This window comes from Brevibacillus fluminis, assembly GCF_052072235.1.
GTDB lineage: Bacteria > Bacillota > Bacilli > Brevibacillales > Brevibacillaceae > Brevibacillus_D > Brevibacillus_D fluminis_A.
Map to the genome: position 1 here is coordinate 4973017 of NZ_CM125436.1, position 14923 is coordinate 4987939.

General features: G+C 52.0%; 17 protein-coding genes. 1 reads left to right on the top strand and 16 read right to left on the bottom strand.

Annotation, left to right across the window (positions count from 1 at the left end; all coding sequences use genetic code 11):
* Positions 1 to 87: 87 nt before the first annotated feature.
* The 12 genes from ACTID9_RS24440 to ACTID9_RS24495 all read right to left on the bottom strand — a co-directional run bounded on the left by ACTID9_RS24440 (position 88) and on the right by ACTID9_RS24495 (position 10556).
* The gene (locus tag ACTID9_RS24440) at positions 88 to 1302 is read right to left on the bottom strand and encodes a branched-chain amino acid ABC transporter substrate-binding protein (protein ID WP_441067583.1); all 1215 of its coding nucleotides are present in this window, start codon (positions 1300 to 1302) and stop codon (positions 88 to 90) included.
* A 176-nt stretch (positions 1303 to 1478) separates the two neighbouring features.
* Positions 1479 to 2273: an ABC transporter ATP-binding protein gene (locus ACTID9_RS24445; protein WP_441067585.1), complete on the bottom strand. Its 795-nt coding sequence runs from the start codon at positions 2271 to 2273 to the stop codon at positions 1479 to 1481.
* Positions 2274 to 3197, bottom strand: a complete 924-nt coding sequence (locus ACTID9_RS24450) for an ABC transporter permease (protein WP_441067587.1) — start codon at positions 3195 to 3197, stop codon at positions 2274 to 2276. It lies immediately after the preceding gene.
* A 41-nt stretch (positions 3198 to 3238) separates the two neighbouring features.
* The gene (locus ACTID9_RS24455; RefSeq protein WP_441067589.1) at positions 3239 to 4294 is read right to left on the bottom strand and encodes an ABC transporter substrate-binding protein; all 1056 of its coding nucleotides are present in this window, start codon (positions 4292 to 4294) and stop codon (positions 3239 to 3241) included.
* A gap of 96 nt (positions 4295 to 4390) precedes the next feature.
* On the bottom strand, positions 4391 to 5422 hold the full coding sequence (locus tag ACTID9_RS24460; RefSeq protein WP_441067591.1) for an ABC transporter substrate binding protein: 1032 nt from the start codon (positions 5420 to 5422) through the stop codon (positions 4391 to 4393).
* 251 nt (positions 5423 to 5673) lie between these two features.
* Positions 5674 to 6288: a PH domain-containing protein gene (locus ACTID9_RS24465; RefSeq protein WP_441067593.1), complete on the bottom strand. Its 615-nt coding sequence runs from the start codon at positions 6286 to 6288 to the stop codon at positions 5674 to 5676.
* A 173-nt stretch (positions 6289 to 6461) separates the two neighbouring features.
* The gene (gcvH, locus tag ACTID9_RS24470; RefSeq protein ID WP_122919285.1) at positions 6462 to 6842 is read right to left on the bottom strand and encodes a glycine cleavage system protein GcvH; all 381 of its coding nucleotides are present in this window, start codon (positions 6840 to 6842) and stop codon (positions 6462 to 6464) included.
* Between the two features lie 61 nt (positions 6843 to 6903).
* Positions 6904 to 7356: a redoxin domain-containing protein gene (locus ACTID9_RS24475; RefSeq protein ID WP_441067596.1), complete on the bottom strand. Its 453-nt coding sequence runs from the start codon at positions 7354 to 7356 to the stop codon at positions 6904 to 6906.
* A gap of 133 nt (positions 7357 to 7489) precedes the next feature.
* Complete coding sequence (locus tag ACTID9_RS24480; RefSeq protein WP_441067598.1) at positions 7490 to 8029, bottom strand: peroxiredoxin; 540 nt, start codon at positions 8027 to 8029, stop codon at positions 7490 to 7492.
* Between the two features lie 127 nt (positions 8030 to 8156).
* A complete protein-coding gene (locus tag ACTID9_RS24485) occupies positions 8157 to 9335 on the bottom strand; it encodes an aminotransferase class I/II-fold pyridoxal phosphate-dependent enzyme (RefSeq protein WP_441067600.1) in 1179 nt (392 codons plus the stop codon).
* Complete coding sequence (locus tag ACTID9_RS24490; RefSeq protein ID WP_441067602.1) at positions 9332 to 9712, bottom strand: arsenate reductase family protein; 381 nt, start codon at positions 9710 to 9712, stop codon at positions 9332 to 9334. The genes ACTID9_RS24485 and ACTID9_RS24490 overlap by 4 nt, the downstream gene beginning before the upstream one ends.
* Positions 9713 to 9755: 43 nt before the next feature.
* Complete coding sequence (locus tag ACTID9_RS24495; protein ID WP_441067604.1) at positions 9756 to 10556, bottom strand: DUF2797 domain-containing protein; 801 nt, start codon at positions 10554 to 10556, stop codon at positions 9756 to 9758.
* A gap of 69 nt (positions 10557 to 10625) precedes the next feature.
* On the opposite strand from ACTID9_RS24495, the gene ACTID9_RS24500 reads away from it, so the two are divergent.
* Positions 10626 to 11354 carry a polysaccharide deacetylase family protein gene (locus ACTID9_RS24500; RefSeq protein ID WP_441067606.1) on the top strand — a complete coding sequence of 243 codons (729 nt, stop codon included), beginning with the start codon at positions 10626 to 10628 and terminating at the stop codon, positions 11352 to 11354.
* Between the two features lie 34 nt (positions 11355 to 11388).
* Here the strand turns inward: ACTID9_RS24500 and ACTID9_RS24505 are convergent, their stop codons facing one another.
* Genes ACTID9_RS24505 through ACTID9_RS24520 form a run of 4 tightly spaced genes read right to left on the bottom strand, consistent with a single transcriptional unit; the run spans position 11389 to position 14778 of the window.
* Complete coding sequence (locus tag ACTID9_RS24505; protein WP_441067608.1) at positions 11389 to 12126, bottom strand: ABC transporter ATP-binding protein; 738 nt, start codon at positions 12124 to 12126, stop codon at positions 11389 to 11391.
* A complete protein-coding gene (locus tag ACTID9_RS24510) occupies positions 12119 to 12943 on the bottom strand; it encodes an ABC transporter permease (RefSeq protein ID WP_441067610.1) in 825 nt (274 codons plus the stop codon). The genes ACTID9_RS24505 and ACTID9_RS24510 overlap by 8 nt, the downstream gene beginning before the upstream one ends.
* Positions 12944 to 12958: 15 nt before the next feature.
* Positions 12959 to 13486 (bottom strand): nitrous oxide reductase accessory protein NosL, encoded by a 528-nt coding sequence (locus ACTID9_RS24515; protein ID WP_441067612.1) that lies wholly within the window; start codon positions 13484 to 13486, stop codon positions 12959 to 12961.
* On the bottom strand, positions 13483 to 14778 hold the full coding sequence (locus tag ACTID9_RS24520; protein WP_441067614.1) for a right-handed parallel beta-helix repeat-containing protein: 1296 nt from the start codon (positions 14776 to 14778) through the stop codon (positions 13483 to 13485). Before ACTID9_RS24520 ends, ACTID9_RS24515 begins: the two co-directional genes overlap by 4 nt.
* Positions 14779 to 14923: the final 145 nt, after the last annotated feature.

Below are 14923 nucleotides of genomic sequence, written 5' to 3' on the forward strand. Positions count from 1 at the left end.
ACAGCGCCACTGGATAAAATTATTTGTAAACAAAAAAGCCGGCACCCTCGCTTCCTTTCGGAAGGCACGGTGCCGGCTTTCGCTTTCTTACTCTTTTACTTCGCCGATGAATACTTTGTTGTTGTTGTCATATTTGTACGCAAATACTTGCGCAAATTTGTTGTCGCCTTTTTCGTCGAAGCTGACTTTTACGAATTGGCCTTGGAAATCGCTTGTTTTGTGGATCGCATCCAATACTTGTTCACGGGACGGTTTTTTGCCGCCGTTTGCTTTGATTGCTTCCATCAAGCCGTTCAAGGTTACGTTCATCGCGTCATAGCCGAAAGAAGTGAAGATACCGACTTTTTTGCCAGTCGCTTTTTCAAAATCTGCAATCCATTTTTTGCCTTCGTCAGAACCGGAAAGGTCGCCGACTGTGGACGTGAATACAACGTTGTTTGCCGCATCGCCGGCAATTTTCAGCATGTCAGCGGAGTCGAGACCGTCGCCACCCATGAATGGGCCTTTGAAGCCTTTTTCACGCGCTTGCTTCACGATGATGCCTGCTTCCGCATAGTAGCCGCCAAAGTAGATCATGTCCGGATTTTTTGCAACCACTTGGTTGACGATCGCGCTGTAATCTTTCTCGCCAGCGGTTACGCCTTCAAATGCCAGCACTTGCACGCCGTCTTTTTCAAATTGCTTTTTCACTTGCTCAGCCAAGCCTTGTCCATAAGCACCTTTGTCATGGATCAAGAACGCGGTTTTCACACCCAGTTGGTTTTTCGCATAAATCGCAGCTTTGGTACCTTGTTGATCGTCGCGCGCGCAGATGCGGTGTACGACTTTTTTGCCTGCATCCGTCAGGTTGGAACCTGTGGACGAAGGGGATACCATGACGAGGCCCGCTTCATCGTATTTCGCCGCTGCCGGAATCGAGGAACCGGTCGTTACGTGGCCCACGACAGCCAGTACATTCGGATCGGAGATCAGCATCTCTGCGCTGGCTACGCCTTGCTTCGGATCTGCCTGGTCATCCTGCTTGGACAATTCAACAGTGAAGCCCAGCTTTTTAAAATCTTCTGCCTTTTGCGCGAGCGCATACTCTTCACCTTGCAAGGCAGTAGAGCCGTAGTCGGAAGCAGAACCGGACAGCGGCCCTACGGAACCAATGACGATTTTTTGGTCACCGGCAGCAGCTTGCTCTCCGCCGCCTGTGCTGGCATTGCCTTCCGGGGCCTTCGCAGCTTGGCCGCAACCGGACAGCGCTGCTGTAACGGCGAACATTGTTGAAAGCAATGCGATCTTTGTCTGTTTTTTCATTGTAGGAACCCCCTCTTTCGTTTGTAGACAAATGTCCAAATGGAACGTACACGCTCTATTGTACAACAAATTTGAATCTTGGTAAAAACTTTAATTTTCCACTAAATAAATTTGTGCGTAAACTACGGCTGCATCGAACTTCGACGCGGCCGTAGCGATGGTATGCAGGCTGTTTTCTAGCCCAAAATATAACGGTCTTCGGTGAATGCCTCGCCCCTCGCCTCTTCAAAGGCGCTCAGCAAGTCTTTGGTTGTCATCTGCTGTTTTTTCTCTTGCGGAATATCGAGGATGATATTCCCTTCATGCAGCATCAGCAAACGGTTCCCCATGTGCAGTGCCTGCTCCATGTTGTGCGTGACCATCAGGGTGGTCAGCTTGTTCTGCTCCACGATTTTGCGGGTCAAATCCACGATCAGCGCGGCGCGTTTCGGGTCGAGCGCCGCTGTATGCTCGTCAAGCAGCAAGATTTTCGGCTTGGTGAAGGTCGCCATCAGCAAGCTGAGCGCCTGGCGTTGTCCGCCGGACAGAAGGCCCACCTTTGCTTTCAGCCGATTTTCCAACCCTTGGTCCAAAACTTTCAGCTGCTCGCGGAACAGCTCCCGCTTCGCCGCCGACACGCCGAACGAAAGCGTCCGTTTTTTGCCGCGACCATAGGCGATCGCCAAGTTTTCTTCGATGGACATGTTCGGTGCTGTACCCGCCATCGGGTCCTGGAAAACCCGGCCGATCAGCGACGCGCGCTGATGCTCTTTCTTGCGCGTAACATCTTGGCCATCGATCGTGATCGTGCCGCTGTCAGGGAGCAATCCGCCCGAGATCAGGTTCATCAACGTCGATTTCCCCGCACCGTTACCGCCGATCACCGTTACGAAATCACCGGGAGCCAGATGCAGATCGATCTGCTTCAATGCGACTTTTTCATTGATTGTGCCTGCGTTAAACACCTTGCCTGCTTTGGAGATCGTCAGCATTTATTTTCCCTCCTTCGCGGTTTTGGCGGTTTTTTTCCAAACGTTTTTGAATACGGTCGGGAACACCAGCGCGATGACGACGATCAGCGCCGTGATCAGCTTCATGTCCGACGGCTGCAAGCCGGCGCGCAGCGCGAGCGCAATCACCAGACGATATACCACAGAACCGCCGATTACCGCGATTGTGGCACGGAAAATCGTCATATGGCCGAACAACACTTCCCCGACGATTACGGAGGCCAGACCGATGACGATCATCCCTGTCCCCATCCCGACGTCAGCAAATCCTTGGTATTGCGCGATCATAGCACCAGCGACCGCCACGAGCGCATTGGACAGCGCCAGACCGATAATCGTGGTGGAATCGGTATTCGCACCGAAGCTGCGGATCATCGTCGAATTGTCGCCGGTCGCCCGCAGGTCAAGCCCCAAATCAGTATGCAGAAACCAGTCGATAATCAGCTTGATAATCACAACAAACAGGAGGAAGAGTATCGCAACACCTGTGATCCAGGTCGTTCCACCAATGGCCAGGTCAGGAAAATGCAAGTCCTTCAGCATGGTGTAGATCGTCTCTTCGCGCAAGAGCGGCAGATTGGCACGGCCCTCCATAATCCTCAAGTTGATCGAATACAGCCCGATCATCGTCAAAATCCCTGCCAACAGACCATTTATTTTTCCTTTGGTGGTCAACAGTCCCGTCACGATTCCCGCCAGCGCGCCGCCTATCAAGGCGATCAGCGTGGCCAGAAAAGGGCTGTAGCCGTCAATGATCATTTTGGCGGCGATGGCTCCGCCCAAGGCAAAGCTCCCGTCCACCGTCAGATCAGGAAAGTTTAGAATACGAAAGGTTAAATAAACGCCAAGCGCCAGCAGCGCGAATAACAACCCCTGTTCTAAGGCTCCATTAATTGCGACACTCATAGCTTCCTCCTCATTTGCAAGGCTTCATCGGCCTCATTCCATTACTGGTCGATTACTTCATTCGCTTTGTCAAGCAAGGATTGCGGCAGGGTCACACCCATTTTCTCAGCTGCTTTCTTGTTGACGATCAGTTTCATTTCCGCTTGTTTTTCTACAGGCATGTCAGCAGGTTTCGCTTCGCCTTTGAGAATTTTCACAGCCATGTCAGCTGTTTGCGCACCCAGTTTGTCGTATTGGATACCGTATGTTGCGATTGCACCGCTCTTGACGGAGTTTTCTTCACCAGCGACAACCGGAATTTTGTTCGCTTCCGCTACGCCAATGACCGCTGCGATGGACGAAACCACCATGTTATCGGTTGGCACGTAGATCGCATCGACTTTTCCTACCAACGATTCAGCCGCTTGTTTCACTTCTGTCGGGCTGCTGATGGAAGCTTCCACGATTTCCAGACCCAATTTGCCGGAAACGGATTTCGCGAGGTCAACCTGAACTTTGGAGTTCGCTTCCCCTGCGTTGTAGATGATTCCTACTTTTTTCGCATCCGCTTTCAAATCTTTGACCAATGCCAGCTGATCTTCAACCGGGTTCATGTCGGTTGTACCGGTCAGGTTGCCTTCCGGTTTGTCCATCGATTTCACCAGGCCAACGACAACCGGGTCCGTAACCGCTGTAAAGACAACCGGGATGTCCTTGATGTTTTGCGCCGCCGCTTGAGCGGTTGGGGTCGCGATGGCAAAAATCATGTCCACTTTATCGCCCTGGAACTTCTGCACGATCGAAGTTGCCGTATCCATGCTACCTTGCGCGGATTGTTTGTCAAATACGACTTCTTTCCCATCGTTGTAGCCTTGTTTCGCCATTTCAGCGATGAATCCGTCGCGAGCCGCGTCCAACGCAGGATGCTCTACGATTTGCACGATACCGATTTTCACCTGTTTACCCGCAGCTGGCTGCGCGCTTTCCTGCTTCGGTGCCTCTGCCGGCTTGTTCTCTGCCGGAGCAGCACTTTGCTGCCCACACGCTGTAACAAACAAAAGCGACAATGTACATAAAACGGATGAGACGGTTAGCTTGCTCTTTCTCTGTTTGAACATCTTAACTCCCCCACTTCATTTAATTTAGAAATCGCCCAGAAAACAAAGAAAAGGAGCTCGTAGTCGAATACAGGCTCCTTTTCTCATCAATGAGCGTTATTTCACGATCTCTTTCGCTGACTTCTTCAAATCTTCAGGTATGGATAACCCAAATTTTGCTGCCGCCTGCTCATTAATATAAAGGTCTGCTTCTTTGGATACTTCCACCGGGGTTTGGGTGATTTGTTGACCGCCAAGGATTCGTGCTGCCATTTCGCCGGTTTGCTTGCCCATCTTGTAGTAATCGATTCCGTAAGTGGCAATGGCGCCGCGTTTCACCGTATCCGTATCAGAAGCAAACACAGGCAGCTTCGCGGCCTCTGCCGCCATCAGCACGCCTTCAACTGCGGAAACTACCGTGTTATCGACCGGAATCAACACTGCATCTGCTTTGCCGACCAGCGATTGCGTGGCAAGCTGCACTTCAGACCCTGTGCTGACACCTGCTTTGACGATTTCGACGCCCATCTCTTTCGCTGCGTCTTCCAGCTCCTGCACCTGGACTCCGGAGTTCACCTCGGAAGTCGTGTAGAGCACGCCCAACTTTTTCAAGTTCGGCATGAAGCCTTTGACCAGTTCGAGCTGCTTCTTCATCGAAAGCTTATCGGAAGTTCCCGTCACGTTTTTGTCTGGTTTGTCCAAGGACCCAACCAGGCCTGCCGCTACAGGATCGGTTACTGCGCTAAAAATGACCGGCTTGTCTGCAATCGCTTTGGCCGCTGCCTGAGCGGTCGGCGTCGCGATCGCGATGACCATATCCTTGTTATCACCTGCAAATTTCTGCGCGATTGACACGGTATTGCTCATATCCGCGTGTGCATTTTGCAAATCAACCTTCACGTTTTTCCCGTCTTCGTAACCTGCACCCGCCAATCCGTCGACGATCCCTTTTTCAATGGCATCGAGCGCCGGATGCTCCACGAACTGTGAAATCCCGATGGAGTAGGTTTTGTCCGCAGGCTTGGCCCCAGACGTTGTCGTTTCCGGCTTCGTTTGCGGCTGTTCAGCAGGCTTTGCCCCGCACGCAGCCAATGTCAACATCATGGAAACGGACAGAAAAACTCCCAGTGCTTTGTTACTTTTTCTCATCTAAACTCTCTCCTCTTCTACGCTAGGCTAAACTCAACTTGGTTGGTATTATAGCACACTTTACAAAACTATATTTAATTTTAAATCTTCTAAATTGTCTAATATATGCTTTGTGTTAAAAAATGTAATATCACTAAACTTCCCTCTATTTCCTATCATACATAAACGCTTTGACGTTGAAAAGTGATAAATTTTGGACAGCAATTCATAAAGAAAAACCCCTTCTCGACGAGGGGCTTTTCATCTTCTCATCAGTTATTGATGAACTTCTCAAAGACTTTGCCAAAATCTTTCACGACGTACTTCTCTTTTGACTCGGTTAACCAGGTAAAGGTATACTGGTTGATCTCCTTAAACTGATTGGCCACATCCGCTTGAATCCCTGCCACGCGGCCGAGCGTGTTTTGAGCGGATTCAAGGCTTTGCCGCGCATACTCCAGCGCAACTTCGTTTTCATGCATGATTTCGGCGATTTTTTGCAAAGCCTTGTACAAATCTTTTACTTCTTCCAAATGTTTTTTATATACGTCGATAGAATAGTGATGAGGACCGATCGAGAATTTGATCTCGATGTCCAGGTCGACCGTTCCGGCCGTCTCCAATGCGACTTCGGTAATTTTGTGTGTGGAGTATGGGAAGCGGCGGAGCATTCGCTTCTTGCTGATCGCACTGGTTCCATCCAAATGAATCAGCGCCTGGTTTGTAAAGCAGTATTCATCTGTCTTGGACTTGATGAGAAAATAAATGGTCTCGCCGTCTTCATGCATTACATAATCATCGGAGTCTGTCTTGTCAAAATCCTTCGGTTTGATGATTGTACCCAAATCGCTTAATCCAAGAGCGTCTGCTGCCAATTTGCCAAACATCGCGCAAATCCCCTCTCCCACTCGGAATTTTCCCGCCACTGTGAAATACGAATGGCGGCATTTTTGGTTCCTTACCCAGAATAGCATAGTGGCATTTATTGTAAATCCCGACCTGCAAAAAAATTCCCCTGCTCACCGTCAATGGCAACCAGGGGATTCTTCCTAAAGCAATCTTATTCTTTTACCATTGCTTCATACTTGTCGGCATCCATCAATTTGTCCAGTTCGCTGGCGTCGGCCAACTCGACAACGATCATCCAAGCCTTGTCGTAGGAAGAAGAGTTCACGAGTTCAGGCGCATCTTCCAGTTCACCATTCACCTCAATGACAGTACCGGTGACCGGTGCGTACAGCTCGGATACGGTTTTCACGGATTCAACGCTTCCGAATGGCTCATCTTGCTTGATCGTTGCCCCTACTTCAGGCAGTTCGACAAACACGATGTCACCCAGCTCGGATTGAGCGAATTCAGTGATACCGATGTACGCTTTGTTGCCTTCGACGCGTACCCACTCATGTTCTTCGCTGTAGCGCAGATTCTTAGGAAATTCCATTTGATTTAGCCTCCTGTCAATCGCTGTTCAATAAATACCTATACATAATTGGACAAAGCGATCAAGATTCCTCTTCAATCCCCAAAATTCGATGCAGCCGTTTCTTCACCATGTTCAGGCCTTTTTCACCGGCCTGGAAGTGACGAAGCTGCAGGTTTTCGTCAAACAAGTAATAGGCAGGAACGTATTCGTTCGCGAACGCATCCGTCGTCTTCATTTCGTTGTCGATGGCGATCGGATGGGTCAGCTCATACTGTGCGATCGTTTGCTTGATCGTCTCAATGTTCGTATCCGCTTCCGAGCGGGGCATGTGGACACCGATCACCTTGAGGCCGTTTTCCGCATACTTCTCGCGCCATTCGTTGATCTGCGGCAGCGATTCCTTACACATGTAGCAGCTGACCGACCAAAAATGGACCAAGACAGGCTTGCCTGCCAATTCCGCTTTCGTCGCTTGGCCGTTTACCCATTCCGTAACTCCAGGAAAATCAGGCAGTTCTTCACGCAAACGCATTATAACCGCTCCTCCCCATTCTTATTCATGCGAATTGAAGTCACTTGCTTTCGATAACAGGCAGCATAGCTCGTGCTGAGAAAAAAAGGGCCTAACAAAGTAAGTTAGACCCTTCATTTCAAAAAGAAGTGAATTACAGGTTAGCTTGACCTGGGCGCCAGTTAGCAGCGCACAGACCGCCGGATTGCAGAGCTTGCAGAACGCGCAGCGTTTCGTCTACGGAACGGCCTACGTTCAGGTCAGTTACAACTTGATATTTCAGAATGCCTTCTGGATCGATGATGAACAGGCCGCGGAATGCGATACCTTCGTTCTCATCCAGAACGCCGTAAGCTTTCGCTACCGTTTGCAGATTGTCGGAAGCGAGCGGGTAGTTCAGGCCGCCCAAACCGTTTTGTTCGCGAGGTGTGTTGATCCACGCTTTGTGGGAATGGATGGAGTCCGTGGATACGCCGAGAACTTCAGCATCCAGATCTTTGAAATCTTCGATCGCATCGCTCAGCGCGATGATTTCCGTTGGGCATACGAAAGTGAAGTCCAATGGATAGAAGAACAGAACGAGCCATTTTCCTTTATAGTCGGACAGGGAAGCTTGACCGAATTCTTGACCGTTGCCCAGAGCGGTTTTCATGGTGAAATCAGGAGCCGGTAGACCAATAAGACGTTGTGCCATTATGTAGTGCCTCCTCAACTTTTTATCGAATTTGTTGTACGCGGTACACAACCTATGATAACAATAGTCTAAATTATAGTCAATACAATGTAGGAATGATTTTAAGGAATGTTTACAGTTTTTACAATTAACGTAATAGGCCGCTCTCTTTGATTCTGCGCGCAACTTCGCGGAGCACATCCGGCTCTTTCACCAAAGCGATCCGCACATAGCCCTCGCCCTCCTGACCAAACGCATCGCCCGGAATGACGACGACGCCCGTCTTTTCCAGCAGCTCGAACGCAAATGAGCGGGACGTGAAGCCATTCGGCACTCTCGCCCAAATGAACATGGTCGCCTTCGGCGGCTCGATGACCCAGCCGGCCTCTGCAAGCGAGCTGAGCAAAACATCGCGGCGTTCCTGGTACAACGAGCCAATCGGATTCACCTCGCCGCACGTTCTGTCATGCACAAGCGCTGCCACCGCCATCTGCTGGACAGCGTCAAACACACCGTAATCGATGTTTGATTTCACGATCGCAAGCGGCTTGATCAGTTCGGCATTGCCGACCACGTAAGCGATCCGGCAGCCTGCCATATTGAAGCTTTTGGAAAACGAGTTCAGCTCGATCCCAACTTCCTTTGCACCCGGCGCTTCCAGAAAACTTGGCGGACGATACCCGTCAAAGGCCATCTCCGAATAAGCCAAATCGTGAGCGACGATGATGTCGTTTTCCTTGGCGAACTGTACGACTTCCGCAAAAAAAGACAGCGGCGCCACGGCCGATACCGGATTGTTCGGGTAGTTGAGGATCATGAGCTTGGCGCGTTTGCGCACATCCGCAGGGATCGCAGCCAAATCCGGCAGAAAGTTGTTTTCCGCACGAAGGGGCATCGGGTACAGCTCGGCTCCCGCCAGATGGACGCTTCCCGCATAAATCGGATAGCCGGGATCTGGAACGAGCACGACATCGCCCGGGTCTGCCCATGCCAGCGCGAGATGCGCCAAGCCGTCCTGCGAACCCATCAGCGCATGAATTTCCGTATCCGGGTTCAGCTCAACGTGAAAACGATGGCGATACCATGCCGCCACTTCCTGGCGAAACGCAGGCGATCCTTGCGAGCCCGGGTAGCCGTAGTTTTCCGGATTTTGCACCGCGTCAACCAATGCCTGTATCAAGTGGGGAGCCGGCGGCTTATCCGGGCTGCCGATCCCCAGATCGATCACCTGCATGCGCTGGGCGACCTGGCGCTTCCGTTCCGCCATTTCCGTAAAAATGGCCGAGGTCAACTGGTTGAGCCGTTTGGATGGTTGACGTCCGCTCATTCGTGCTTCCCCCATGTTTTTGCATACTCATCTTCTTTGAACCCGACCGTCACCGTTTGCTGGTCGGTTGCCAGCGGGCGCTTGATCAGCTTGCCGTTGGATGCGAGCAGTTCGAGCATCTCTTCTTCCGTCATGCTCGGAAGCTTATCCTTCAGGTTCATTTCTTTATAAAACTGGCCGCTCGTATTGAAAAACTTGCGCAGGTCCAGTCCGCTTTTTTTCCACATGTCACGCAACTCATCCTTGCTCGGCGGACGATCCACGATCGGAATCGATTCATAGCTGGTGCCTGCCTGGTCCAGCCACTTTTTCGCTTTGCTGCATGTGCCGCACTTGTCATATCCGTAGAAACGGAGCGTTTGCGTCGATTGGCTCATTTCCTTTCACCTCTTTGCAAGATTTTCCACGAAGGTACCATATTTAGCCCCGAAAGGCTACCTGATACCCTGCGTGCTTCCGTGTCTGGAACACGCCGGTGCTTAAAATCAGATACTGTGCCTTGGCCCCGAGCAGCTTCCCTTGAATCGTTTCCGTCTTGTCCAGCGACATGGAGTTGATTTTGTCGAGAGTCTCCAAAATCGGATACGTGATGTCCACCCATTCGTTTTCATTCAACTGGAACGGTTTGAATTGTTCCGGAAAGTGTTGATACACCTCATCGCGAATCGAAAGCAAATCTTTGTCCGTCACATCGCCCTTCAGCATTTTGCGCCAGTTGGTCTTGTCCGGCAAATACTGGCTGAGATGAAACTCCAGCTCGCCAGCCATCCGCCGCGTCGGCAGCTCGGCGATCGGGATGGCACGAATCGCCCCCTGGTCGACCCAGCGTTTCAACTGATTGTGCTTGCGTGTCAGCCCGACCTTCACATCGCTGGACAATGCCAGGTACACGTAGTGCGGGATCATGCAGTACGTTTCGCCGAAGCTTTCATCCCGGCATGTCCCATTGTCGAAATGGCATTCATGCGGCTTGACGATACAGAGGTCATTCTCTGCCAGATTGGTGAAACACGGATAACAATATCCGCTGTTAAACGTCTTGTTTGTCTTGCGGCCGCAGGAAATGCAATTCTTCTGCCCCAGGTAAGTTATGGAAATATCCGATCCGAGCAAATCGTTGAGTGGGATTTTCTCGTCGTCTAAATGCAAATAATAGTCTACAGGCTGGTCTTTTCCATGATAGGTATGGACAAGCCCGCGCAGCAGTCCGTTTTTCTCCAAAACAGCTCTCCCCTTTGCTTGCAACTCCCTCAATTGTACCATAAAAACTTAGGATCAGCCGGATACGGCATGATTACCAGAAAGGAGCTGCTTGCTATCAAACGCCTTGCCTTGCTGTTTCTTTTGCTAGTGATCGGGCTGGTTCCGCTGCAGGCATCCGGTATGCCTCGGACCAACTATGAGCCTATTCACCGGATCGACACACAGCGCAAAGTGGTCGCGCTTACCTTTGACGATGGCCCTGATCCTGTCTATACGCCGTTGATTTTGGAAACCTTGCATCAGTATGGCGTGCCCGCCACCTTTTTTGTCTTGGGCTCGCAAGTCGACAAGTACCCCAAAATCATCCAGTGGATCAAGAAGGCTGGACATGAAATCGGGAATCACGGCTATTTCCATCATGACCTGAACAAGCTGACCGAGCAGGAAATTTACGATGACATCAAGCGCTCCGAGCAAAGCATTTTGCGCACCACCGGACTGCTGACCCAGTATTACCGGCCGCCCGGCGGCGTCATGAGCCCGAATGTGATGAACGCCGTGCAAACGTCTGGCTACGACATCATCCATTGGTCCGTCGATCCGCGCGACTGGTCCTTGCGCCGCACCGCTTCCGTGATTGCCAACAGCGTGAAAAAACACGTCACATTTGGCGACATCATCCTGTTCCACGATGGGGGCCTGAATCAAAAGCAGACGCTGAAGGCGCTCCGCGAACTCATCATCGACTTGCGGCAAAAAGGCTACAAATTCGTCACGGTAAGCCAGCTATTGGACAACGGGAAAGTAAAAAAATAGAAAAGCACCTACTTGAGGTGCTTTTTCGTCATGATCAGGCGCCTGGCATGGCGGCCGCGAAAAGCAGGTCCTGGATCTCTTCCTGCATGTGCTGCCTGTCCGCCTGGTTGCAAATGAACGTTTTCAACAGCTTCCCGTCGTGGATGTAAATCAGTTCGTCGGCCAATTCCGTCGCCACTTCAAGCTGATGGGTGGAAAACACGATGGTCTGCCCGGATTGCCGAAACTCCTTCATCATGGCGACAAACCAGCTGATCCAATGCAGGTCGAGACCGTTTGTCGGTTCGTCCAGAAGCAGGACCGCCGGCTTTGCCACAGCGGCCTGTGCCAGCATGAGACGTTGGCGCATGCCTTTTGACAGGCTGGTGCACAGCTTGTGCGCGTGTTCCTGCAAGCCTACTTTGCCGAGCATTTCATCGATCCATTCCGGATGAACGTGACGCAATGCGGCATAAAAGCCCAGCCATTCGCGCACCGTGACTCCGCCGGGAAACTGGAAATCATCCGGCATGTAGCCGATTTTTTTTGCATACGCGGTGCGGTTTCGCCTCCAGCCGATGCCGTCGATCGTTACCTCCCCTGTGGAAGGGGGGATCATGCCCGCGATCATTTTGATCAGCGTGCTCTTTCCCGCGCCATTTCCCCCGCATAACGCGACGATTTGCCCTTGGGCGAATTCGAGCGTGACGGGCGCAAGCGCCGTATGTCCGCAATACCTTTTGCTCACGCCGCTTACGGAAATCATGTCTGTCCGAGACGGTTGGTTATCCATGCTTGCGCTTCCTCTCCATCCAGATTTTCCCGAGAACGAGTTGGACGCTGCTGAAAACAGCGCAATACCCGATGGCCCATGCCCCGCCTGCCATTCCGTCGAGATGGCCGAGCAGCACATAGTACGGCTGCCCAAAAATGGCCCCGCCGCCCAGCTGTGCGGTGAGCATAATCCGCAGCGCTTCTGCAGGATTGAGGGCAGACAGGCCGATCAAGGTGTTTTGGACGAGCGGATACGGCAAAAACCCCAAAATCCCCAGCAGCAGCATCGGCCAGATCATGATGCAGACAAACCAGACGAGGATGGACAGCATCAGCGCTTGCCAGCGATTCGACGAGCCGATTCCGATCAAGATCCCGACTGCCAAAAACGTGAAGAGAAGCATGACGGAAAACAGATAGAGCAACGCCATCCACGCGAAACCGACCGGAATGGACAGCGCCAGGCAAATCACGCCGGCCATCCCGAACGAAAAGCTGGCGACAACCCATTGCGACACGAACTGGCCCAAATATTTGCCGATGACATAACTTCCAGAGGAGAGCGGATAGGTCAGCAGCAGGGCAAACCCGCCTTCCTCCTTTTCCTGGGTAATGGAAAACGATCCGAGCAACAGCACGATGAGCGGCAGCAAGTACAGCATCACGTTGAGCAAGGTTCCGGTCATATTGTTATAGGCCCCGACATCGGGAATATTGCGCTGAATCAATAAAATGAGGGCCATCATCAACAAAAACAGGATGCCGAACAAATAAAAGGAACGCTGCCTGAGCGAGGAGCGCAGCTCTTTGCGAAACATCACCCATGTATCAACCATACCGATTCCCCATCCTTATTTTGCAGGCTGCTCTTTCTTTTGTTCTTGTTCTTGCAGCAGCTGTTTCTTGATATCCTGCACGGCATCGTCATGTCGTTCCCATTGATGCGACTTCAATTCTTCCGCAGTCAGGAGCGTGCCTTTCTGCTCCTGTTTGATCAGCGCTTCAGCCCCTGCCTTGTCTTTAAAGCTGAGAACACCGTAGCCCATCGGCGTGCGAAATGACGGGTCGAATGCATAAACTGCTTGACCCCGGTCGAGCCATTCTGCCGATTGGTGGTCGCGGACGAATTCGGCTTTTATTTTTTCATCGTTGTGCTCCTTGATCCACTCTTGCATACAGCCGATGTCGTCGAACTTGTAGACACGCCCGCTCTCCACGATCAGCTCCGTCGCAAACGCGCTGTTCGGCACGCTCATGTTGCATACCTCGCAAATGTCGACGCCTTCATCAATCGGAACCGGCTGGACGCTTTCCGTGCCGCATCCTGCCAATGCGCCGATGATTCCGATTCCGATAAGCAACGCGATCGTTTTTTTCATGATTTTCTCCCCCGTACAAAAATTGTCATGCTGCCGGCAAGCAGCATTCCGGCCGACAACCCGAGCGGCCAGCCAGCTTCCTTCCCGCTGCCGCGCCCAACCGATTGGGGACCGAGCGCTGGCGCTGCATCGACCAAAAGCATCGAGCTGTCCGCCTTCAGCAGCTGCTTCAGCAAATTCATGCCCGGCGACTGGAACATCAGCTGGTAACCCGGATGCGCTTTGATTACCGTCAAGAAAAACGGATCGATTTCATACGGCAAGCTGCTCGTTTGCCGGTCGGCAGCTTCCACTCCCTGATGATCGTCCCAATAATTGTGCTGCAGCCGGTTGCCCTCGCTCTCGGTCGCCTGCGCATGAACGACATTTCCGATGAAATCGTTTTGGGCCACCGCATTGTCGGCTGACTGCCGCACCTGCATCCCGATGAAATTGGCGGCAAACCGATTGGCATGCAAGTCATTGCCTTTGGAGCGTTCCAGATAGACGCCGACCCGGTTTCGCTCAAAACGGTTCCCTGCAACGGTCCCGCCATTTGCGGCATACAAGAGCAGCCCCTGGGAAAACACGTGCTTTTGCTGATCCACAAACGTATTGTCTTCAATGCGGGTCGCCTGCGCTTCCATCACCATCGCACCCGTCGTGTTATGGTGCAGCGTATTGCCGGCAAGCACGCTCGCTTTCGCATACATCGCATGCAGACCGTACCGACAGCCTGACACTTCGTTGCGGATCAACTCGTTTCCGTCGCTTTTCTCCACGTATACCCCATCCTGCATATCTTGGATCGCGCATTGGACAATCCGGTTGCGATGGGACGCAAAGAGATCAATCCCGTTCCCTTTATGAAGAGACTTGCCCGCTTGCTTCTGCCCGCTGATTTGGAGTGATTCCAGCTTGTTTTCCGCTGCATCCACCAGGCCGACGCCACCGCCCGCCGTGCGAATCGAGAGCGATCGCAGCAGATGATGCGTCCCTTTTACCGCAATCGCGATAGAACCATCGGCACCGTCCTGTTGTTCGACAGCAAATCCGTCCAAGGTCACGCCGGACCCTTCGATCGTGATGACCGGCCCCGCTCCTCCCCCGACGATCAGCGTGTTGGACGTCCCTTTGATCGTAAGCGGCTTCGCTACCAGAAGCGGTCCTGCATAGGTCCCGTCCGGCAAAACAATCGTGCTGCCCGCTTCCGCCCGATCGATCATCGACTGTAACGATCCTTTGGCCGCTGCAGCATGCACCGAACAGCAGAACAAGAGAAAAAGCACGGCCATAATTCGCCCTACACGCATAAGTCATACTCCTCACTGTGTCATGCACGCGAGATTCGAATGGTATCACCCTATGGTCTTCGCAAAACAGCCAAATTGGGAATAGCCCACCTGGGCCATTTTTCCAATCATTCACCTAACGTTCATAATTTCCCAGCTGAAAATA